This window comes from Agromyces sp. PvR057, assembly GCF_040547485.1.
Taxonomy (GTDB): domain Bacteria; phylum Actinomycetota; class Actinomycetes; order Actinomycetales; family Microbacteriaceae; genus Agromyces.
Map to the genome: position 1 here is coordinate 244,671 of NZ_JBEPPT010000001.1, position 21,270 is coordinate 265,940.

Annotated in this window: 17 protein-coding genes; 15 read left to right on the top strand and 2 right to left on the bottom strand. The window is 72.4% G+C overall.

Annotation, left to right across the window (positions count from 1 at the left end; all coding sequences use genetic code 11):
• Positions 1-4: 4 nt before the first annotated feature.
• Positions 5-679, top strand: coding sequence for an eCIS core domain-containing protein (locus tag ABIC29_RS01100; RefSeq protein ID WP_354241962.1), 675 nt, complete (start codon positions 5-7; stop codon positions 677-679).
• Positions 680-690: 11 nt separating this feature from the next.
• On the opposite strand, the gene ABIC29_RS01105 is transcribed toward ABIC29_RS01100, so the two are convergent.
• Both ABIC29_RS01105 and ABIC29_RS01110 read right to left on the bottom strand, forming a co-directional pair.
• Positions 691-1,452: a hypothetical protein gene (locus ABIC29_RS01105; RefSeq protein ID WP_158551733.1), complete on the bottom strand. Its 762-nt coding sequence runs from the start codon at positions 1,450-1,452 to the stop codon at positions 691-693.
• Positions 1,449-3,635, bottom strand: a complete 2,187-nt coding sequence (locus tag ABIC29_RS01110; protein WP_147309104.1) for a hypothetical protein — start codon at positions 3,633-3,635, stop codon at positions 1,449-1,451. The genes ABIC29_RS01105 and ABIC29_RS01110 overlap by 4 nt, the downstream gene beginning before the upstream one ends.
• Positions 3,636-3,770: 135 nt before the next feature.
• On the opposite strand from ABIC29_RS01110, the gene ABIC29_RS01115 reads away from it, so the two are divergent.
• The 14 genes from ABIC29_RS01115 (at position 3,771) to ABIC29_RS01180 (ending at position 21,177) form a co-directional block, all read left to right on the top strand.
• The gene (locus tag ABIC29_RS01115; protein ID WP_116080474.1) at positions 3,771-4,613 is read left to right on the top strand and encodes a class II glutamine amidotransferase; all 843 of its coding nucleotides are present in this window, start codon (positions 3,771-3,773) and stop codon (positions 4,611-4,613) included.
• Between the two features lie 118 nt (positions 4,614-4,731).
• Positions 4,732-8,337: a phage tail protein gene (locus ABIC29_RS01120; protein ID WP_116080475.1), complete on the top strand. Its 3,606-nt coding sequence runs from the start codon at positions 4,732-4,734 to the stop codon at positions 8,335-8,337.
• Between the two features lie 139 nt (positions 8,338-8,476).
• On the top strand, positions 8,477-10,057 hold the full coding sequence (locus tag ABIC29_RS01125; protein WP_354241967.1) for a phage tail sheath family protein: 1,581 nt from the start codon (positions 8,477-8,479) through the stop codon (positions 10,055-10,057).
• A gap of 40 nt (positions 10,058-10,097) precedes the next feature.
• Entirely contained in the window at positions 10,098-10,544 is a 447-nt protein-coding gene (locus ABIC29_RS01130) for a phage tail protein (RefSeq protein WP_055854967.1), read from the top strand.
• 1 nt (position 10,545) lies between these two features.
• Positions 10,546-10,995: a hypothetical protein gene (locus ABIC29_RS01135; RefSeq protein ID WP_116080477.1), complete on the top strand. Its 450-nt coding sequence runs from the start codon at positions 10,546-10,548 to the stop codon at positions 10,993-10,995.
• Positions 10,992-11,150: a DUF6760 family protein gene (locus ABIC29_RS01140; protein WP_199471231.1), complete on the top strand. Its 159-nt coding sequence runs from the start codon at positions 10,992-10,994 to the stop codon at positions 11,148-11,150. Before ABIC29_RS01135 ends, ABIC29_RS01140 begins: the two co-directional genes overlap by 4 nt.
• Positions 11,150-13,783: a hypothetical protein gene (locus ABIC29_RS01145; protein ID WP_354241971.1), complete on the top strand. Its 2,634-nt coding sequence runs from the start codon at positions 11,150-11,152 to the stop codon at positions 13,781-13,783. The genes ABIC29_RS01140 and ABIC29_RS01145 overlap by 1 nt, the downstream gene beginning before the upstream one ends.
• Before the next feature lie 13 nt (positions 13,784-13,796).
• On the top strand, positions 13,797-14,228 hold the full coding sequence (locus ABIC29_RS01150) for a phage tail protein (protein WP_116080479.1): 432 nt from the start codon (positions 13,797-13,799) through the stop codon (positions 14,226-14,228).
• A gap of 15 nt (positions 14,229-14,243) precedes the next feature.
• The gene (locus ABIC29_RS01155; protein ID WP_354241974.1) at positions 14,244-15,008 is read left to right on the top strand and encodes a CIS tube protein; all 765 of its coding nucleotides are present in this window, start codon (positions 14,244-14,246) and stop codon (positions 15,006-15,008) included.
• Entirely contained in the window at positions 14,995-16,836 is a 1,842-nt protein-coding gene (locus tag ABIC29_RS01160; protein ID WP_116080481.1) for a VgrG-related protein, read from the top strand. The genes ABIC29_RS01155 and ABIC29_RS01160 overlap by 14 nt, the downstream gene beginning before the upstream one ends.
• Positions 16,837-16,895: 59 nt before the next feature.
• Positions 16,896-17,306, top strand: a complete 411-nt coding sequence (locus tag ABIC29_RS01165; protein ID WP_055854980.1) for a GPW/gp25 family protein — start codon at positions 16,896-16,898, stop codon at positions 17,304-17,306.
• Positions 17,303-19,252, top strand: a complete 1,950-nt coding sequence (locus ABIC29_RS01170) for a putative baseplate assembly protein (RefSeq protein WP_116080482.1) — start codon at positions 17,303-17,305, stop codon at positions 19,250-19,252. Before ABIC29_RS01165 ends, ABIC29_RS01170 begins: the two co-directional genes overlap by 4 nt.
• A 1-nt stretch (position 19,253) precedes the next feature.
• Entirely contained in the window at positions 19,254-19,844 is a 591-nt protein-coding gene (locus ABIC29_RS01175) for a phage tail protein (protein ID WP_116080483.1), read from the top strand.
• 1 nt (position 19,845) lies between these two features.
• Positions 19,846-21,177: a zinc ribbon domain-containing protein gene (locus ABIC29_RS01180; RefSeq protein WP_354241979.1), complete on the top strand. Its 1,332-nt coding sequence runs from the start codon at positions 19,846-19,848 to the stop codon at positions 21,175-21,177.
• Positions 21,178-21,270: the final 93 nt, after the last annotated feature.

Below are 21,270 nucleotides of genomic sequence, written 5' to 3' on the forward strand. Positions count from 1 at the left end.
CACCATGCACGCACACGACTACGACGGCATTGACCTCGACGTCGGGCGGAGGGCGGCCGAGTCCGCGCGCGAATCCGACGTGAAGACGGCAGGGCTCGCCGAGCGACGACCGGACGTGCTCGGACCGGCCGGCATCATGCGGCTGCAGCGCGAGGCCGGCAACGGCGCCGTGAGCGATCTCGTCGAGGAGCAGCGTTCACCCGTGCTCGACGTCGTCGGCTCGTCGGGCGCGCCGCTCGACGCAGGGGTGCGCACCGACATGGAGTCGCGCCTCGGCGCCGACTTCGGCGATGTCAGGGTGCACACGGATGCCGCGGCGCACGAGTCCGCGAAGTCGGTCGGTGCGAACGCGTACACGGTGGGCAGCAACGTGGTGTTCCAGCGCGACGCGTACGACCCGGGATCGCTCGCGGGCCAGACGACCCTCGCCCACGAGCTCACGCATGTCGTGCAGCAGCGCTCCGGCCCGGTGGAGGGCACGCCGAGCGCGGGCGGCGTGAGCGTCAGCGACCCAGGCGACCGGTTCGAGCGCGCCGCGTCGGAGAACGCCTCTCGCGTGATGAGCGAGCCGGCACCCGTGCAGCGGCACGCCGAGGGTGAAGAGGAGGAAGCGCCCGTGCAGGGCAGCTTCGTGCAGCGCGAGGAGGCGGCCGAGGAGGAGGAAGAGGCGGCGGGCTGACCGCCGTCCCCTCAGCCGAGTGCGCCCTTCGGAACGACCTGGACTCCTGCGCCCACGGTGAACGGCTGGCCGCCGACCGCGGCCCACGGCCCCGCCAGGGCGAGCGAGCCCGATGCGGTGGCGAGCGCGCCGTCTCCGCTTGCGGGGAACGGCAGCGAGCAGGTCGCGCGACGCCCGGGCGGCAGTTCGGCGATCGCCCTGAAGCCGTCGCGCAGCGAGCCGTCGGCATCGACGAGGCCGAGCGTCGGGGTCGGGAACGCGACGGCCTCGCCCGAGGCCGAGGTCACCGCCAGTCGCTCGGCGTCGAGGAACAGCGACGTCGGCTCGGTGCCGAGCGAGGCGAACGTGAACCCGAGCATGGCGCCCATGCCCGGCACGTCGACGACGTGCGCCTCGAGCCGCACCGCCGCGACCGGGCTCTGCAGGGCGCGGGCGATGAGCGGGTCCACCGCGGCATCCAGGCCCTCGTCCACCGCGGAGCCGTGCGAGACGAGCGCGCTCCGGTCCTCGAGGTCGATCGACCAGCCGACGTCGCCGCGCTCGCGGTCATGCTGTGCAGCCAGTGCTCGACGTGCGGCCTCGACCGCGGCATCCGCTTCGCCGCTCGAGCAGGTCGCGCGGAACGTGCCGACCGTGTCGCCCGGCCCGCCGCCCCCGCCGGGGCGCCGCAGCACCCCGACCCAGCACGCGACATCCGTCACCGCGAAGGCGAGGTCGCTCTCGGGGCCCCGAACCCGCGCCACCAACCGCGGTGGGCCCTCGACCGTGCTCACGCCGCACCCATCTCGACGTGGAAGTCGCCCTCGCGGCTGCGCTTCAGGCCCGACCCGTTGAACGCGGTCGCGAGGTCGGCGAACTGGTCGGCGCGGAAGATGTCGGTGTTGTCGCTCATCATGTTCACCGTGCTGTACGTGACCTCCTGCGCGGGTGCGGCCGTTCCGGGGTTGACCCCCGTTCCGCCGCTGACGATCTGCGAGACCGTGGCGCCGGCCTTGGCCAGTGCGAACCGGGCGGACATGGCCGAGGCGATGCCGGCGATCGCCGGGTCGCGCGGCGCGGTCTGGGCGAGCTTCTCGGCGGGCGTTCCCATGATGCGCGTCACCTCCTCGCCGATGGCGGTCATCAGCGAACCGGTCGATCTCGTGATCACGGGCTGGACCTCAGAGGCGAGGAACGTGCGGACGGCGTTCTCGCTCGCCGCCTTGGCCGCGGTGCGAGCCGCCGCGTTCAGCCCGGCGACGAACGTGCCGAGCCGCGCGGTGGTCGTGGGAGCGGCCGTGCCGGCGAGGATCGGGCCGACGCGGGCGATGAACGCGCTCGCCAGCGACTGTTTCACGTCGTTGGTCACGGTCGCGACGGACATGGACGCGGGCGCACCACCCGCGAGCGCCGCCCATCCGGCTGGCAGCGAGGTCAGGTCGCGGAGGATCGACCCCGAGGCGCGCAGCGGGGGGATCCGCCCCGTGCGGGAAGCGCCGGCGACCTGGTCGACGGCGGCCGAGAGATCCCCTGCCGCTGCCGGTCCGCCCGCCCAGAGCCCGGTCGCTCCGCCGCCCGTTGTCGTGCCGTCGGGGTTGAGGCCCGAGCTGCCCTCGACGGTGATGTGCATGCCGAGGTTCGCCCCGACATCCGTCACCCCCGTCGCCGCGGTGTCGAGCGACGAGGCGTAGAGCCGGCGCAGCATCGCCTCGATCGGCGCCGGGGCGAACTCGGCGGCCACCGCCGTCGCGGCGGGCGCCGTCGTGTTCGCGGGGTTCCTCGCGGCAGCGGCGAGCGTTCGCGGGACGTACGGGGCGAGCCTCGCCGCGGCCGGCGGCACCGCGATCTGGAGGGCGGCGACCGTCGTCGGGTCCGCCATCGCGGTGCGCACGCTCGCGCCGAGCGCCGAGCGCACCGGGCCCTGCGAGCGGAGGAACTGCTGCGAGATCTCTCCGGCCGCCCCCGCCACGCGCGCGTGCAGCTGCGGAACCAGCGATGCGAGGATCATGCGTCGAACGGCCTCGCGGTCGAGCGCGGCACCCCGCTGCGCCGAGGTCGCCGGGTCCATCTCGTGCATGAGCGCGTGCATCTGCGGGTTCGACTGCGAGTACTCGTCGGAGAGGCCGATGAGGTGGCCGTACTCGTGGGCGTAGATCGCCTCGGCGTTCGCAGCCCCGTAGGCGGCCACGTTCATGTAGTAGTTGCCGGCGTCGATGGGGTGCGTGTTGCCGCCGGCCGCCTGCGCCTGCGGGAAGAGGCGCACGGTCGGGTAGCCCTTGTCAGCGCCGCTGAGGTCCCACACCGGCTCGGCCCGGAATCGCAGCGGCAGCCGTACGGGCCCGCCGCGATCGTCGCTGAACTGCCGCACGAGCCAGTTCGGGGCGGAGCGCTCGCCGACGAGCACGGCGCGGTTGTTCCAGTGGCCGGGAGCGGTCGTGCACGTCGTCACGCCGAACGCACGTCGTGCATCGCCCGCCGGGATCACCCGCTCGGTGTCGGCGACCATCGTGCCCCCGGGGCCCGCCACCGGTGTTCGCGACTGGTCGACGAACCTGATGTGCACCGTCGCGGTCGCCACCTCGGGCGTGCCGCCCCTGGTCATGTCGAGGTTGCGGCCCCGTGCGCTGCCGTACACCCTCGCGCTCGCGACGCCCGGCGCGCCGGCCGTGCGGTTGTTGAACAGCGTCTCCTGTCGCGACGGCACGGTGACCGGCACGCGCTGCACCATCGCCGTCGGGTTGGCGGATGTCGCGTGGCGCGCGCCGCCGGGCCGTGTCGAGCCGCCACCCGCTCGCTGGTGCTGCCGCTGCACGAGCGCGCTCACGGCGCGGTTGCCGGCGGTGCGCTGCAGGGCGACGAGGTCGAGCACCCGCCCGTCGGGCAGCCGGGTCGGCGCATTCGGCGTGGAGCGGCTCGGCGCGGCCCGCGAGCCGTGCGCGCGGGCCGACGCGGATGCCGCCATCGCAACCGTCGTCACCCCTCCAGACTGGACTCCTCGACGGCCTTCGCCGCAGGTGCTGCACGTTCGGGCATCGGCCTGTGCCCGAACGGGATCCCGGGCCGCGCGGTTCATGAAGGTCTATCATCTTCCGTAGACCGAAGGGGGTCTGAGATGTGCCGATGGCTGGCGTATTCGGGCGAGGCGATCCACCCCGCACTGCTCATCCTCGAACCGAGGCACTCGCTCGTCGCGCAGTCGCTGAACTCGCCGCTCGGCGCCGAGACCGTGAACGGCGATGGGTTCGGCGTGGGCTGGTATCCCGCGACCGATGAGCTGATGCCCGAGCCGGCGCTCTTCCACAGCATCGAGCCCGCCTGGCATGACGAGAACCTGCGCGAGCTGACGCAGGCGATCCACTCGCCGCTGTTCTTCTCGCACGTCAGGGCGGCGGGCGGCCCCCCGATCCAGCAGACGAACTGCCATCCGTTCCGCCACGGCCGCTGGATGTTCATGCACAACGGCGTGATCGCGGACCACCTGCGGCTGCGTCGCGACATGATGCTCGCACTCGACCCCGAGCTGTTCCCGCTCGTGCACGGCACGACGGACTCCGAGGTCGTCTTCTACCTCGCGATCACGTATGGCCTGCAGGACGACCCGATCGCGGGCCTCGGTCGCGCCCTCCGCCGTATCGAGGAGATCGGCCTGGCACACGGGGTGCCGAAGGTCGTGCAGGGCACGTTCGCCGTCTCGGACGGAGAGACGATGTGGGCCTTCCGGTACTCGTCGACGCACCGGTCGCGCACCCTCTACTACTCGGTCGACATGCCGACGCTGCAGGAGATGTACCCCGAGGTCGATCGCCTGCGCCTCTTCGGCGCCAAGGCGCGGGTCGTCGTCTCCGAGCCACTGACCGACCTGCCCGGCGCGTTCGTGGAGGTCGAGGAGTCGACGGTGGTCACGCTCGACGCCGACGGGTTCAGGGAGGACGGCTTCCTGCGGGACTCCGCGTAGTCCCGGTCGAGCGCCTCAGCCGCCGACTCGGTGCGTTGCCCGTTCGGGCACCCGGCTGTGCCCGGACGGGATCCCGGATGTCGCCGCGCCGCGCGCCGATGTGCGAGGGAATGGAGGCATGACCCTGCTGGGTGCTGGCCGCGCCCGCGCCGACCACGCGCGGGCCCCCGCGGCGCGCGGCGCAGCACCGGTCGGATCCACGTCGGGCAGTGCGGGCACCGGTGCGGGCCGGGCGCCCATGCTCATGCGCCTGCAGGCGTCGGCCGGCAACGCCGCCGTCGCGGCGATGCTGCGGCCCGCGACGGCGCCAGGGCCGGCGCCGGTGGCTGCGGCCGCGGTCGCGCCGACCCCTGCCGCGGGTCCCGCATCCGCCGCCTCCGACGTCGCGGCAACGCCGGCACCCGAGGCGGCAGGCCGCGTGCAGCGGCTCGTGCGCGGCGCGATCCCGCCGCCGCCGGTTCCGCCGCCCACGCCGAACCCGGCCGCGCATCCGGGCCTCCGCCTCGCGAACGGCTCGATCCGCTCGGCCACCCGGCGCGTGGCGCAGCACCCGTCTCCCACGACCAAGGCGGTCGAGGCGCAGCACGCCGCCCAGCCGCCGGCGGGTGACCGCGAGGCACAGGCGAAGGCGGCCAAGGCCGACGCGCTCGGAGCCGTGCCGGCCGGAGGGTTCGACAAGGCCGCGTTCGTCGCCGCGGTGAAGGCTGCGATCGACAAGCAGACGCCCAAGACGCTCGAGGACGCCGACGAGTTCGGCAAGTCCGGCAAGGCCGACCAGGTCGGCACCGAGGTGCGCGGCATCGCCGGTCGCAACGCGCAGGCCGCCGCACGACCCATGAACGAGGCATCCGCTCGGCCACCCGACCCGTCGCGTGCGGTCGAGAAGGAGGTCACCCCGATTCCGACCGAGGCCCCGCCCGGGCCGACGAAGATCGACGCGGCCCAGGCGGCGCCGTCGCGCGCGCCACCTGAGCAGACCGATCTGCGCAACGGCCCCGCCGAGACCGACCGGAAGATGGCCGACGCGGGGGTCACCGAAGACCAGCTCCGGCGATCGAACGAGCCGGAGTTCACGGGTGCGCTCGCCGCGAAGTCGCAGGCCGAGGCGCACTCCCTCAGCGCGCCCGCACAGCTGCGCGCGCAGGAGGCGCAACAGCTCGGGCAGGCGCAGCAGGGAGCCGCGAGCGCCGGCACCGCGGCATCCGCCGGTCTCATGGGTGCCGGAGCGGCCAGCCGCAGCGGCGTCGCCAGAGGCCAGCAGGCGGCGCGCACGAAGGACGAGCAGGAACGAGCCGCGGTGACGGCCAACGTCACGCGGCTCTTCGACGAGACCAAGACCGCCGTCGACGGCATCCTGAACGGCATCGACGCGAAGGTCGACCTGGCCTTCAAGGACGGCGAGGGGGCCGCGAAGAAGGCGTTCACCGAGCAGCACACGCGCGAGATGAAGGCGTTCCGCGACAAGCGCTACTCCTACGACACCATCGGCGCCATGCGCTGGGCCGCCGACCTGCTGCTCGGCCCCGAGCCAGAGGTCGTCGAGATCTTCAAGCGCGCCCGCGCCACCTACGAGCGCGAGATGTCGAAGGCGATCGACCGCATCGCCGACCTCGTGGGCGGCGAGCTGAACGCCGCGAAGACGAAGATCGCCGAGGGCAAGGCGAAGATCGACGCCTACACGAAGAGCCTCAAGCCCTCGCTGCAGAAGGTCGGAACGGATGCCGCGAAGGAGGTCGGCGGCCGGTTCGCCGAGCTCGAGGCATCCGTCGACGAGAAGGGCCAGGCGCTCGCCGAGGACCTCGCGACGAAGTACGTCGAGGCGCGCACCGCCGTGGACGACGAGATCAAGGCCATGCAGGAGGCCAACAAGGGACTCGTCGACAAGGCGAAGGACGCCGTCGTCGGTGCGGTCGAGACGATCCTGAAGCTCAAGACGATGCTGCTCGGCGTGCTCGCGCGCGCGGCCGGAGCCGTCGAGAAGATCATCAAGGACCCGATCGCGTTCCTCGGCAACCTCGTGAACGCCGTGAAGAGCGGCGTCATGGCGTTCGGCACGAACATCGCCACCCACCTCAAGAACGGCCTGCAGACGTGGCTGTTCGGCGCGCTGTCGGCGGCGGGCATCGACCTGCCGGCGAAGTTCGACCTGCAGGGCATCCTGAAGCTGGTGCTCTCGATCCTCGGGCTCACCTGGGCGAACGTGCGCGCCCGCATCGCGGCGAAGCTGCCGCCGGGGGCGATCGAGCTCGTCGAGCAGGGCTTCGACGTCGTCAAGCTCATCGTGAAGGAGGGCCTCGGCGGCATCTGGCGCATGATCCTCGAGAAGGTCGGTGACATCAAGGAGATGATCATGGGCCAGGTCAAGGAGATGGTGGCCGTCGAGATCATCAAGGCCGGCATCGTCTGGCTCGTCTCGATGCTGAACCCGGCGTCGGCCTTCGTGAAGGCCTGCAAGATGATCTACGACGTCGTCATGTTCTTCGTCGAGAAGGCCGAGCAGATCAAGGCGTTCGTCGACTCGATCCTCGACTCGGTCGAGTCGATCGCGTCGGGCGGCGTCGGCGCCGTCGCCGGCTACATCGAGAACACGCTCGGCCGCATGGTGCCCGTGATCATCGGCTTCATGGCCTCGCTCCTCGGCCTCGGCGGCATCAGCGGCAAGATCAAGAAGATCATCGAGGCCGTGCAGAAGCCCGTGAACAAGGTCATCGACTGGGTCGTCGGCAAGGCCATCGCCTTCGGCAAGAAGGCCATCGCGCTCGGCAAGCGCGCCCTCGCCAAGGTCAAGGCCAAGGGCAAGGAGGCCTGGGGCAAGCTCAAGAAGAAGATCGGGATCAAGGAGAAGACGCCCGAGGACAAGGAGAAGGCCGGTGCGGCGGCGGGCGTCGCGGCGATCAACCGCTTCGCCGGCAAGCGCGTCGGGCAGCACCTCCTGAAGCCGGCGTTGGCTTTCGCCCGGGTCCGGAACGGGCTCGCGGTGCTCGAGGCGGTGCCGGGTGAGAAGCACTGGATGGTGCGGGCGTCCGTGCAGCGCGAATCGACGGCCGAGAGCAACGTCGACAGTTCGGCCGGCGCCGGAGCGCTCTCGTCCGCGTCGATGACGCTGACCGAGGCGGTGAGTACAGCCGAGGAGTTGCCCGAAGGCGTTGTACGCCTCGGGCCGGCTGAACGAGTACTGCTCGCGGGTGAATGGACCAAACTCGCGAAGGCAGAGGCCGATGCCGTCAAGAGAGCGAAGTACCTCTCGCGGGCAGCAGTCGTGTCGTCCTCCGGCCTTCCTACGTGGCGAGCATCCGAGCAGGAACTCGCGTGGTTGTACGCCGAAATCGGCGGAAGCGATCAGGGGGCGTACATGAGCAACCGGTCGGCTGAGCACCGACCCAAAGGTCATGTTCGACCGGACATTCAGCAGGGCGGATGGCAGATCGAGACGAAGCGATACATCCTCTCGCGGCCAGGTGGTGAGGAGTCACTCGTCAAGAAACTCAAGGAGCAGTACTCACGGCGCATCGAACACCTGCCATACAGCCACAGGCTTCAGGCGATCATCGTCGACCTTCGAGGCCAGGGGATCGAACCCGCAAAGGCGCAGGCTCTCCGCGCCCGCATTCAAGCTGAGGTTGTGCAGTCCTGCTACTCCGAGGCGATCGCCGCCGGCAAATGGCAGGTCGCTTCGGGGGCTTCCCCTCCTGGTCCGGATGCCGTGACCATCGTCATCGGTTGAGCGGCCAGTAGCCAGGCCTGCCCGATCGCGCACGCCTCGCTACCCACTTGCACGTCCCGCCGGACAGCGCCGGGGCGCGGCATCCGTTCGATGCTGAACGCGAGCATGCGAACCGCTGCGAACCGCGAAGGAGCTTCCGATGCCCACCTATCTCTCCCCAGGCGTGTACGTGCAGGAGATCGAGGCTGCGACGAGGCCCATCGAGGGCGTCGGAACCGCGGTCGCGGCCTTCGTCGGCATGGCGCCGAAAGGCCCTGAGAACGCCCCGACGCTCGTGTCGAACTGGACCCAGTTCGTCGACACGTTCGGCGGGCTGTATCCGGGCGCCTACCTCGCGTACTCGGTGTACGGGTACTTCCTGAACGGCGGCGGCAACTGCTACGTCGTGCGCATCGGCACGGCCGCGGCGGGCGGTGGTGGCGGCGGCAAGAACGCGAGCAAGCGCGGCGAGCCGAAGTCGCTCGCGTCGGGCCCGCAGACCGCGGCGATCGGCAACTACGTCTTCACGGCGAAGAACGCCTCGCCGAACGCGAAGCCGATCTCGGTCGAGATCGCCGACCCGGGCGGCGAAGAGCCCGAGGAGGGCGCCTTCAAGGTCGTCATCACCGTCGACGGGCGCTCGCCGGAGGTCTACGAGCAGGTCTCGCCGAAGCCCGACAGCGCCGCCTACGTGGTGACGAAGATCTCGGCCGACTCGAAGCTCGTGACCGTCGAGGAACGCGACCCGGCATCGGCCGGCGTCACGCCCCGCACGGGCACGTTCGACCTGGTCGTGCCAGAGCCCGAGGAGCAGCCGATCGTGCTCGACGGCATCTCGGCGGCGAACTACATCGGCAACTCGGCCGACCGCACCGGCTTCGGCGGCCTCGAGGAGATCGAGGAGGTCACCATGGTGGCCGTCCCCGACCTCATGGCCGCCTACGAGCAGGGTGCCGTCACCCTCGAGATCGTGAAGTCCGTGCAGCTCGCCGTCATCGCGCACTGCGAGCTGATGGGCGACCGCATGGCGATCCTCGACCCGCCGCCGAACCTCTCGGCGCAGGAGGTGCGCGAATGGCGCCGAACGGGCGCCGGCTACGACTCCAAGTTCGCGACCCTCTACTACCCGTGGATCAAGGTGCTCGACCCCGTCACCTCGACGAACCGGTTCATGCCGCCCTCCGGCCACATGGCCGGCGTCTGGGCCCGCAACGATGCCGAGCGCGGCGTGCACAAGGCTCCCGCGAACGAGGTCGTGCGCGGCGCGGTCGAACTCGCGACGCAGTTGACCCGCACCGAGCAGGAGTTGCTGAACCCGATCGGCGTGAACGCGATCCGGGCGTTCCCCGGGCGCGGCATCCGCGTGTGGGGTGCCCGAACGCTGTCGAGCGATGCCGCCTGGCGGTATGTCAACATCCGCCGCCTGTTCAACTACCTCGAGAAGTCGATCCTCGGCGCCACGCAGTTCGCGGTGTTCGAGCCGAACGACCAGGCGCTGTGGGGCAAGCTGCGGCGCTCGATCTCGGCGTTCCTGGTGAACGAGTGGCGCAGCGGCGCCCTGTTCGGCGCGACGGCCGACGAGGCGTACTTCGTGAAGTGCGACGAGGAGACCAACCCGGCCGAGGTCATCGACGCCGGACAGGTCGTCTGCCAGATCGGCGTCGCCCCCGTGAAGCCCGCGGAGTTCGTGATCTTCGAGCTCTCGCAGTTCTCGGGCGGCACGAGCCTCGTGAACGAATGATCCGACATCCACACCACATCTCAGCGAAGAGGAGCACACCATGGGACTCGCGGATCCGTTCGACTCGTCACCGGCCTACGCCTTCAAGGTCACCATCGACGGCATCGAGTTGCCGAAGGTGACCGAGGTGTCGGGCCTGAAGAACGAGGTCGACAAGATCGAGTTGAAGCAGCAGCTCGCCGACGGCAAGTACGTCGCCCGCCAGCTGATCGGTCGCGCGAAGACGGGGGAGTTCACCGTCACCCGTGGCCTGACCGACTCGAAGACCATCTCCGACTGGCTGGGTGTCGTCATGAAGGGCGACGTCGCCGGTGCCCGCAAGACCGCGTCGGTCGAGCTGCTCGACTACGCCGGCGCCACGATCAAGAAGTACGAGTTCCGCAACTGCTGGGTGCGCAGCGTCGAGGTCAATTCCCTCAAGGCCGGTGCGACCGAGCAGGCGACCGAGAAGTTCACGGTGTGCTTCGACGAGTCCGAGGTGAAGTGACATGCAACGCGTCATCGCCACCAGGCCGAGCACCGAGGGGACGGATGCCTCGGGCGCACCCTCGGCGGCCGACGACGGGGTGATGCGCACCGAGTTCGCCTTCGAGCTGCCGCGCGGGTACGTCGGCTCGGACGGCACCGTGCATCGCCGCGGGGTCATGCGCCTCGCGACGGCGCGCGACGAGCTCCTGCCGCTCTACGACGCCCGCGTGCAGGAGAACCCCGCCTACACGACGGTGGTGCTGCTCGGTCGGGTGATCACCTCGCTCGGCTCGCTCGGCGCGATCGACGCGTCGGTGGTCGAGAACATGTTCGCCTCGGATGTCGCGTTCCTGCAGGACTTCTACCGGCGGGTGAACGCCGAGGGCCACACGCGCATCGCCGTGACCTGCCCGGAGTGCTCGCACCGGTTCACCGCGGACCTCGCGGGCGGCCGCCTGGGGGAATCATGACGTACTCGACCGACCGCATCCATGAAGAGGTCGCGTACGTCGCCTTTCACTTCCACTGGTCGCTCGACGACATCCTCGACATGGAGCACGCGGAGCGCCTGCGCTACGTGCGCGAGATCGCGGCGATCAACACAAGGCTCACCGAGGAGCAGTGATGCGCTGGCCGTGGCAGCGCATCACTGCCGACGACGGCGGGCGGGCGCAAGGATCCGGTGACGGCGCCGCGGCGCGTGCCGCCGGGACGGACTCGACGGCGTTCTCGCCCGCGGGCTGGGCGTTCCTGCCGCCGATGCAGCGCCAGATCGCGGATGCCCCGCCCGCGACGCTCCGCGCCGGGTGGGTCGACGCCCTGCCGACGCGCGTGATTCCGAGCCGGGTGGCCGAACTCACGCATGTCGTGGACTCCGCGGCGCCAGCTGGCACGGTGGCCGCCGCGGCGAGCGACCTCGGAGTGCCCGTGCAACGGGCCGCGGTCGCCGACCTCACCCTGCGTCCGCCGCAGACGGCGGCCGAGCAGGCGCGCGAGCGGCGCGTCGCGGTGCAGCGCCAGGCCGCATCGGCGGGCTCGACGCCGAGCCCGATGGCGACCACGGCGCTCCCGAGCATCCCGCCTTCGGCCGGACCCATGGCGGAGGCCCGGACCGCCGTCCAGGCGGAGTCCGAGGCCCGAGCGGAGGGCGCGTTCGAGCAGACCCCCGTCGTGGCTGCGTCGGCGAGCGAGCCGGCGATGACCGAGCCGGCGATCGGCGAGACGTCGCTCATGGGCGAGCGGATGCCGGTGGCCGACGCGTCGGAGCAATCCAGCGGCAGCACCGCGAACGCCGACCCCGGGGTCGCCCTGGTTCCGCCCGACCTGTCGCTGCCGAGCGTGCAGCGCCTGCCCGCGGAGGACGTCGTCTCCCGCACGCCTGCCCCGCCGACGGACGAATCGGCATCGGCGCACGGCCTGCCGGCGGCATCCGACCCCGTCGAGATGGCCGAGACGCCGACGATCGCGGCCGCGCCGCCTGAGCGCGACCCCGGCCGGTTCGGCCTCGCGGCTCCGCTGCCGCGACCGTCGACGTCGCCCACCGCGCTGCCGGCGCAGCCGTCGCACGCCCCCGCCCCGGTGCAGCGCTCGACGGCCGCGACGCAGCCGGGCGGTCGGCGCATGGGCCTCGGCGCTCCGCTGCCGGCCGGCGGGCGCATCGAGCGTTCCGCGCCCGGATCCGTTCCGATCCGCGGTGCGGAGACGGGGTCGGTGCCCGAGATCGTGCCGATCGGCACCGCCGCAGAGGACGGGCCGACGTCGATCCCGTCGACGCCTGCCGTGCAACGCGAGGCGACCGCCGCCCCCGATGCGGCCGTCTCGCCCAGCCTGCCGGCCATGCCGACCGCCCGCGCTGCCGGCGGGGACCCCGGTGCGCCGACGAGTGACGGCGGCGAGCCGTCGATCCTCGGCGACGCCGCCGAACGGCCGGTGGGATTCCCCGGCGACGGCGACGGCGACGGCGCAGGTGCGGGCGGCCTCGCGCCTGTCGCGGGCTCGGGTGGCTGGGCGGCGCCGGTCGACCTCGTGCTGCAGCGCACGTCGAGCCGGGCCGACGGCGAGGCTCAGGGCGAGGTCGGGCTCGCGGCATCCGACGTCGCACCCGATGTCGGGAGCGGCGCTCCCGCGGACGACCGGGCACCGGCACCGCTGGTCGTTCCGCTCATCGCGCAGCGCGCACTCGAGAGCTCGTTCGAGACGGTGGCGTCGTCGAGCGGGCCGGTGCGCCCGCGGGCCGTTCCGGCGACGGCGGTCACCGTCGACCCGCTGCCGTCGTCGGCGCCCGGCTTCACGGCCGCGGCGACCGTCCATGCTGCCGCGATCCAGCGTCAGGCCTCGAGCGTGCACCGTGAGGCGGGCGCGCCGAGCGGCTCGACCGGGCCGACCGCGCCCAGCTCGGAGCGCGCGCCCGCGGCCCCGTCCGGGTCCTCCGGCGGCGTGTTCGGCTGGGTGCAGCGGACGCTCGGGCTCTCGGCCCCGCGCTCGACCGGTGCCGCAGACGCGCCGCTCGCGGATGGCGGGTTCGACGCGGCCGTCACGCCCGTCGACGACCCGTTCGACGGCATCGGCATGCTCACGCCCGTCGACGACGCCACCGGAGCCGGCGGTGCCGACGCCGTAGGCGGCACCGGGGCCGGAGCCCCCGGACTCCCCGGACTCGCCGCACACGCCGCGCACGCCGCCGACTCGCCCGCTCGACCCGGGACGACCTCCGGCTCCGGCGCTCCGGCGCTCGTCGTGAGCCGCCTCGCCGCATCCGACGCCCGGGCCCCGGCCCGGTCGGCGCTCGCCGGCACGGCACCGGGCGTGCTCCGGAACCCCGCCGCGACCCCGGTCGCCGTGCAGCGCGCCCCGCAGACGATCGCAGGGCCGCCCGCGGTATCCGCCTCGCGCATGGTGCTGCCGGTCGTGCCGCCGGCGCCCCCACGTCGCTCGGAGGGCGGCGCCTTCGATGGCCCCGACGCCGCGGCCTGGTCCGACGCCGCGGGCTGGTCGGGCGGCACCTCGACGGGCCCGGTCGTGCAGACCGCGGTCGACCCGGGATCGGCACCGCCCGCCGAGCCCCCGGGGGAGACCGCCTCCGCCCCGGCGGCCGGTGGAGCAGCCGCCGCAGCCGGCGGGGCGCCGGGCGGCATCGACACCTCGCCCGCGGGCATCGAGACGCTCGCCGCCCGACTGTACGGCCCGCTCGCGCGCCGCCTGAAGGCCGAGTTGCTGCTCGATCGGGAACGCCGCGGCATCCGGATCGACGGAATCTGAGGGGGGAGGCGACATGATCGAGGACACCAAGATCGCCGTCGGCGTCAGCTATGTGGTGAAGATCGACGGCGAATCGCTCGGCGAGTTCGCGAGCTGCGAGGGGCTCGGCGTCGAGGTCGTGCTCGAATCCCGCGAGGAGGGCGGCAACAACAGCTTCGTCTGGCAGCTGCCGACGCGGCTCAAGTTCTCGAACGTGAAGCTCTCGCGCCCGGTCGGCAAGGGCACCTCGGGGCCGATCCTCGCGTGGATCTCGAAGGCCCCGGCGCTGAAGCCGAGCACCGCCGAGATCCAGGCGCAGAACGCCTACGGCGAGAAGATCGCGACCTGGTACCTGCAGCGGGTCGTGCCGGTGCGCTGGACCGGCCCGTCGTTCACGGCCGACCAGCCGAAGGTGCTGACCGAGACCCTCGAGCTCGCCCACCACGGCATCGACGCCGACGGCTGACCCGAGGAGCATCCCATGCCCGTCACGAAGACCGACACCACGAGCGCGAGCCTCACGCACGCCGTGCTCGAACTGCTCGAGCCCGGCAAGACGCCCGGCGTGCCCGGCGGTCCGATCGGCTCGATCGAGTTCCAGATGAACCCCAAGGAGCTCACGATGGCGAAGTCGGCGAGCTGGAAGACCGAGAAGCAGAAGAAGGCCTCCTCCGCGCCGCCCGCGACCTACCAGGGGCCCGAGGCGCAGAAGCTCTCGGTCGAGATGTTCTTCGACGACACCCAGGGCTCTGGCGGCGACAGCGTCGTGCAGCGCGTCGAGAAGCTGTTCCAGGCGTGCGCGCCGACGAAGGACTCCAAGCGCAGCGACACCCCCTCCGCGCCGTGGGTGCGGTTCAAGTGGGGCGTGCTCTCGGGCTTCGTCGGGTACATCAAGTCGGTTTCGGCGAAGTACACGCTGTTCTCGCCGACCGGCACGCCGCTGCGCGCGGTGTGCTCGGTCTCGCTCGAGGAGATCGCCGAGGAACCCGGCAAACAGAACCCGACGTCCGGCGGCCTGCGGCCGAGGCGCGTGCACACGCTCAAGGAGGGCGACACGCTGGCCGGGATCGCCTACCGCGAGTACGGCAGTGCCGCGATGTGGCGCGTGCTCGCCGACGTCAACGGCATCGACGACCCGATGCGGCTCGTGCCGGGTCGCGCGGTGTTCCTGCCGGCCGCCGACGAACTCGTGCGACCGGCAACCCTGGTCGTCGTGCGCAAGGAGGTCGCGAATGCCGGCCGTTGACACCTACACGAGCCTCCTGCTCGTCTCGGTCGAAGGGCGGCCGATGCCCGCGGGGGCGTCGAGCCTGCTCGTCACGGGCCGGGTGACGGATGCCGCGAACCTGCCGGACTCGTTCGAGCTCGAGTTCGCCGACCCGGCGGGAACCGTGCTCGCCGATGCCGGGTTCGCGATCGGCAAGGCCGTGCTGCTCACGGTCTCCGAGAACGGTTCGCAGGGTCCGCAGCGCCTGCTCGACGGCGAGGTGACCGCGATCGACCGTGAGGATGTCGCGGGCGCCCTGCGCACGAGGGTGCGCGGGTTCGACCGGTCGCACCGGCTCTCGCGCGGGCGGCGGGTCGCGGCGTACCTCGACAAGACGGTCGACGACATCGTGCAGGAGGTCGCCCGCCGGGCGAACGTGCGCGTCAAGCAGGTGCAGGCGCCAGACACCAGCGTGATCGATCACGTCACGCAGGACAACGTCAGCGACTGGGTGTTCCTGAAGCGCCTCGCGGATGCCTCGGGCTGCACGTTCTCGGTCGTCGAGGACGGCCTCGTGTTCGCGCCCCGCACGATGGCGAACGAGGCCCCGGCCGGCGCCGAGTCGGCGCGCGACGACCCGGTCGTCATCGAGCACGGCATGAACACGCTGTGGCTCACGTCGACCGTGACCGCGGCGAGCCAGGTGCCCGACGTCGAGGTGCGCGGGTGGGATCCGAAGCAGAAGCAGGCGGTCATCGCCAAGGCGAAGCCCGAGACCAGGTCGGTCGACCTCGCGACGCTGAAGCCGGCCACGGTCGCGAGCGCGTTCGGGTCGCCCGCGTACGTGTCGGCCCTCGGCGACGGGCTGCAGCGCGCGCAGGAGAGCCAGGCGAAGGCGGTCGCCGACCGCATCGCGGGCGGATTCGCCGAGGTCGAGGCGAGGCTCCTCGGCAACTCGCAGATGCACTCCGGCACCGCCGTGTCGCTGAAGGGCTACGGGGCCCCGTTCGACGGCCGGTACACGGTCACCGAGGCGACGCACGAGTTCTCGGCCGAGTCGGGGTACACGACGACCGTCACGGTGAGCAACGCCTCGGACCGTTCGCTGTTCGGCCTCGCGAGCGGCGGCGGCGCGCTGGCGGGCGGCGGATCGGCCGCGGGTGCCGCGCGCATGCCCGGCGTCGTCTCGGCGCTCGTCAGCGACATCGACGATCCGCAGCAGGCCGGCCGGGTGAAGCTCACCTTCCCGTACCTGTCCGACGACTACGTGAGCGGATGGGCCCGCACCGTGCAGGCGGGAGCTGGGCCGAAGCGAGGGTCGGTCATCGTGCCCGAGGTGGGCGACGAGGTGCTCGTCGCGTTCGAGGGCGGCCGGTTCGACCGCCCCTACGTGATCGGCGGCCTCTACAACGGGAAGGACGAGCCGGCCACGACGTGGGCCGAATCGGTCAAGGGCGGCAAGGTCGTCAAGCGCTCGTTCACCTCGCGTACGGGCATGGAGGTCGTGTTCACCGAGGAGTCCGGCACCGAGACGCTGACCCTCTCGACGACCGACCGCAAGCAGCGCGTCACGCTCACGCAGTCGGGCGGGAAGGGCATCGAGATCATCTCCGAGGGGCCGGTCACGGTGACGGCCAAGGCCGATGCGACGGTCAAGGCCGATCAGGGCAAGCTCGCGCTCTCGGGCTCGAGCATCGAGATCAAGGCCACCGGCGAACTGTCGATCGAGGGGGCGTCGCTCGCCCTGAAGGGCACGGGCAAGACCGAGATCGAGGGGGCGACCCTCGCGCTGAAGGGCCAGGCGACCGCCGAGCTCTCGGCATCCGGCATCACGACCGTCAAGGGCAGCGTCGTCAAGATCAACTGAGTGGGGGCCGATCGGGTCGAGTGCGGCCGGGTCGCGATCACGGGAAGGGAGCGGGGCGGATGTCTCGAGAGTTCGTCGGGCACGGCTGGTCGTTCCCCGTGCACGCCGATGCCACGGGTCGCATCGCGCTCACCTCCGACGAGCGCGAGATCGAGGAGAGCATCCGGCTGATCCTCGCGACGGCGCCGGGGGAGCGGCCGATGCGCCCCGAGTTCGGCTGCGCGGTGCACGACTACGTCTTCGCACCCGCGGATGCCTCGACCGCCGGCGCGATGGGCGTCGCCGTGCGTGCGGCGCTGCGGTTCTGGGAGCCGCGCATCGAGCTCGGCGAGGTGTCGGTCTCGCTCGAGCATGCCGAGGACGGCGTGCTCTACATCGACATCGGCTACATGATCCTCGGCACGAACGACCCGAGGAACCTCGTCTTCCCGTTCTACGTCATCCCGCAGGAGCAAGGAGCGCCCTCATGAACCTGCCCGCCCCGAACCTCGACGACCGCAGGTTCCAGGACCTCGTCGACGACGCGAAGCGGCTCGTCGCGCTGCGCTGCCCCGAGTGGACCGACCACAACGTGTCCGACCCCGGCGTGACCCTGATCGAGGCGTTCGCGTTCATGACCGACGAGCTGCTCTACCGCCTGAACCGGGTGCCCGACCGGCTCTACCTGGCCTACCTCGACCTGCTCGGGGTCACCCTGTTCCCGCCGGCGAACGCGAGCACCGAGCTCGTCTTCTGGCTGTCGGCCCCGCAGACCTCGACGGTCGTCGTGCCCGCCCGCACCGAGGCCGGCACCCCGCGCACCGAGACCTCGGAGTCGATCGTGTTCACGACCGTCGACGACCGCGAGATCCCGCCCCGGTCGCTGATCCGCATCGGCAGCCAGCCCGCAGCGGGCGACCCGTGGGTGCGGGACACGAAGCTGCAGGGCGACGAGCTCGACGCGTTCCAGAAGGTCCCGGTGATCGGCGACGCCCTGCTCCTCGGGCTCGACGACCCCGCACCCGGGCTCGCGGTCTCGCTGCACCTCGACTGCGCGGTGCGCGGCGTCGGCGTCGACCCGCTCGATCCGCCCATCGTGTGGGAGGCGTGGTGCGGATCCGAGTGGCGTGCGTGCGACGTCGTGGCGGATGCCACGGGCGGGCTCAACCGCCGCGGCGACGTCGTGCTCATCGTGCCGGCGGGGCACGCGGCATCCGTCATCTCGGGGGAGCGCGCCGGCTGGATCCGCACGCGCCTCGAGGAGCGCGAGGCCGACGTGCCCACCTACAGCGCGTCGCCGCTCGTGCGCTCGGCCGCGGCCGACACGGTCGGCGCGGTGGCGAACGCGATCCACGCCACGACCGTCGACGACGAGATCCTCGGGCTCAGCGAGGGCGTGCCCGGGCAGGAGTTCGGGCTCGCCGTGCGGCCCGTCGTCGACGACGGCTCGCCCTTCGAGGTCGAGGTCGGCACGGGCGCCGAATGGGAGACCTGGACCGAGGTCGACGAGTTCGCCGATCAGGATGCCGATGCCCGCGTCGTGCGCATCGACCGCACGCGTGGCGTGGTGACGTTCGCGCCCGCCGTGCGCGAGGCCGACGGGGTCATGCGCTTCTACGGTGCGGTGCCGCCGAAGGGCGCGCCGATCCGGGTGCCGAGGTACCGCGTCGGCGGCGGTGCGCGCGGCAACGTCGCGCCGGGCGCCGTGTCGGTGCTGCGCTCGACGGTGCCGTTCGTGAACCGCGTGGTGAACCGGCGGTCGGCGCACGACGGGGTCGACGGCGAGACCGTCGAGGAGGCGAAGGCGCGCGGACCGCTCACGCTGCGCACGCTCGACCGGGCGGTGACGCTCGAGGACTACGAGCAGCTCGCGAAGCGGGTCGCCCCGTCGATCGCCCGGGTGAAGGCCGTGCCCGCGACGGGCGCGGGGTCGGAGCAGGGCGTTCGGCTGCTCGTCGTGCCCGCGGCCGTGCACGCCGCGGACGGGCGCGTGGAGTTCGCCGACCTGATCCCGTCGAACGAGGTGCTCACGGTGCTGGCCGAGGACCTCGAGCATCGCCGCACGGTCGGCGCCCGGCTCGCGATCGAGCCGCCGCTGTACCAGGGCATCACCATCGTCGCCAAGCTCATCGCCCGGCCTCGCGTGGCCGTCGAGCGGCTGCGCGAGGACGCGGTCGCGGCCCTCTACACGTACTTCGACGCGGCGCGCGGCGGCGCGGAGGGCGGGGGGTGGCCGTTCGGGCGGCCGGTGCTCGCCGGCGAGGTGTACGCGGTGCTGCAGGCGCTGCCGGGCACGGAGCTCGTCGACGAGGTGCTGCTGTTCGGCGCCGACCCGGTGACCGGCAAGCGCGGAGATCCGGTGCAGCGCATCGACCTCGAACCCGACGCCCTCGTGTTCGGCTTCGAGCACCGCGTGCGCGTGACGGCGGGGGTGTGACGTGCGCGGACTGGTCCCACAGCTCGAGAATCCGTCGCCGTACGTCATGCGGCTGCCGGCGGTGCTGCAGGAGGACGAGTTCCTGCAGCGCTGGCTGACCGCGTTCGACGCCTCGATCGCTCCGGTGCTCTCGGTGCTCGACAACCTCGATGCGTACGTGCGGCCGGGTACGACCCCCGAGGACTTCCTCGACTGGCTCGCGACGTGGGTCGACGTCGAGCTCGACGAGGAGTGGTCCGTCGAGCAGCGACGCCGGGTCGTCGCCGACGCGGCCGGACTGCACCGGCGAGCCGGGCGCTTCGACGGCGTGCTCGAGACCGTGCAGCTCGTCGCGGGCCCGGATGCCGCGGTCGAGGTGGTCGAGAGCGGCGGCACGTCGTGGTCGGCGACCGCGCACGGCGCCCTTCCCGGCTCATCCGACGGCGCGGTGCGGATCTCGATCACGCCGCCGAAGGTGGCGGCCCCGAAGGCCGGATCGCCGAAGGTCACGCCCGAAGCGGCGGCCGAGGCGCTGCGACGGCGCATCGATCGGGCGGCCCGCCGGGTCGTGCCCGCGCACATCCGCATCGAGATCGAGATCGCGGGGGCGTGACATGGCCGGGGGCATGGTGTGCGAGGAGTGCGGCACCCAGAACGACGAGGGCGACGACTTCTGCGGCCAGTGCGGCGCGTACCTCGCCTGGGACCGCGGAGCAGGAGCGTCGGATGCCGCGGGGCCGCCGACTGCCTCGTTCGAGGACGTCTGGGAGCCGGAGCCGGAGCCGGAGCCCGAGCCGGAGCCCGAGCCCGAGCCGGAGCCCGAGCCGGAGCCCGAGCCGGAGCCCGAGCCGGAGCCCGAGCCCGAGCCCGAGCCGGAGCCCGAGCCGGAGCCCGAGCCGGAGCCCGAGCCGGAGCCGGAACCGGACCCCGAGCCGGACCCCGACCCCGAGCCCGAACCGGAGCCGGAACCGGACCCCGAGCCGGACCCCGACCCCGAGCCCGAACCGGTCTCAGACCCCGACCCCGAGCCCGAACCGGCCGCAGAACCCGCCAAGACCGCCTTCGTCCCCGTCCCTGTCGCTGCCGCCGCCGCCGTGGTCCCGGCCCCGGCCAGCGTGGCGAGCGTGCCGAAACCGGTCGCACCGACATCCGCATCGACCTCCGCTCCGGCGCCGCGGAAGCCGACGGCGGTGCCGCAGCGTCCGGTTCGTCGCAAGGCGGGCCCGCTCGACGCGCCGAAGCCGGGCGACCTCGTGTGCCCGGCCTGCGGCGCAGGCAACGCCCCCGGACGCCACTTCTGCCGTCGGTGCGCGACGCCGCTCGAGCCGGAGCCCGATCGCTCGCCGCCGGCCTCGCGTCAGGCCGCCGCCGGCACGAGGCCGAAGCGGCGGCGCCGGTTCCGCGTGGGCTGGATCGTCCTCGTGCTCGTCCTCGCGGCCGCGGCCGGGGGCACCTGGTTCCTCCGCGTCGAGATCCTGGCCTTCGTGGCCACCGCGGCCGACCGCGTGGTCGACTCGAGCGCGCACAACCCGTCGGGCATCACCGCGTCGAGTTCGGCCGACGGCCGGGGGCCCGAGCTCGCGCACGACGGCTTCTCGGATCTCTCGTGGGCGCCTGCGCCCACCGGGCCCGCCGTCGGCGAGTGGCTGGCCGCGACGTTCGATGCGCCCTACCGACTCGTCGCGGTGCAGATCTCACCGGGGGCTTCGGTCGAGCAGGCCGACTTCCTCGCGCAGGCCCGCCCGTCGTCGATGCTCGTGACGACGACGGATGCCGCGGGCGCGACGCGCGACGTCCGGGTCGAGCTCGCCGACGAACCGGGTCCGCAGCGCTTCGACGTCGGCGTCGACGACGTCGTCGCGGTGCAGTTCACGATCGAGGGCGCCTACGGCGCGTCACCCGACACGCACGTCTCCGTCGCCGAGGTGGAGTTCTACGGGCGCTGACCCGCCGCGGTGCCAGGGGGCATCCGCGGTGCGCCGTCGTACGAGGTCGTCGATGCCGATGCTCCCTCGACCTGGCCGTGGGATGAGGTCCCG

What these genes read in the sequence shown, in the direction of transcription:
- ABIC29_RS01100 (WP_354241962.1), top strand. Translation starts at nt 5, where the DNA reads ATGCACGCACACGACTACGACGGCATTGACCTCGACGTCGGGCGGAGG.
- ABIC29_RS01180 (WP_354241979.1), top strand. Translation starts at nt 19,846, where the DNA reads ATGGCCGGGGGCATGGTGTGCGAGGAGTGCGGCACCCAGAACGACGAG.
- ABIC29_RS01150 (WP_116080479.1), top strand. Translation starts at nt 13,797, where the DNA reads ATGATCGAGGACACCAAGATCGCCGTCGGCGTCAGCTATGTGGTGAAG.
- ABIC29_RS01140 (WP_199471231.1), top strand. Translation starts at nt 10,992, where the DNA reads ATGACGTACTCGACCGACCGCATCCATGAAGAGGTCGCGTACGTCGCC.
- ABIC29_RS01170 (WP_116080482.1), top strand. Translation starts at nt 17,303, where the DNA reads ATGAACCTGCCCGCCCCGAACCTCGACGACCGCAGGTTCCAGGACCTC.
- ABIC29_RS01145 (WP_354241971.1), top strand. Translation starts at nt 11,150, where the DNA reads ATGCGCTGGCCGTGGCAGCGCATCACTGCCGACGACGGCGGGCGGGCG.
- ABIC29_RS01120 (WP_116080475.1), top strand. Translation starts at nt 4,732, where the DNA reads ATGACCCTGCTGGGTGCTGGCCGCGCCCGCGCCGACCACGCGCGGGCC.
- ABIC29_RS01115 (WP_116080474.1), top strand. Translation starts at nt 3,771, where the DNA reads ATGTGCCGATGGCTGGCGTATTCGGGCGAGGCGATCCACCCCGCACTG.
- ABIC29_RS01165 (WP_055854980.1), top strand. Translation starts at nt 16,896, where the DNA reads ATGTCTCGAGAGTTCGTCGGGCACGGCTGGTCGTTCCCCGTGCACGCC.
- ABIC29_RS01155 (WP_354241974.1), top strand. Translation starts at nt 14,244, where the DNA reads ATGCCCGTCACGAAGACCGACACCACGAGCGCGAGCCTCACGCACGCC.
- ABIC29_RS01160 (WP_116080481.1), top strand. Translation starts at nt 14,995, where the DNA reads ATGCCGGCCGTTGACACCTACACGAGCCTCCTGCTCGTCTCGGTCGAA.
- ABIC29_RS01125 (WP_354241967.1), top strand. Translation starts at nt 8,477, where the DNA reads ATGCCCACCTATCTCTCCCCAGGCGTGTACGTGCAGGAGATCGAGGCT.
- ABIC29_RS01135 (WP_116080477.1), top strand. Translation starts at nt 10,546, where the DNA reads ATGCAACGCGTCATCGCCACCAGGCCGAGCACCGAGGGGACGGATGCC.
- ABIC29_RS01130 (WP_055854967.1), top strand. Translation starts at nt 10,098, where the DNA reads ATGGGACTCGCGGATCCGTTCGACTCGTCACCGGCCTACGCCTTCAAG.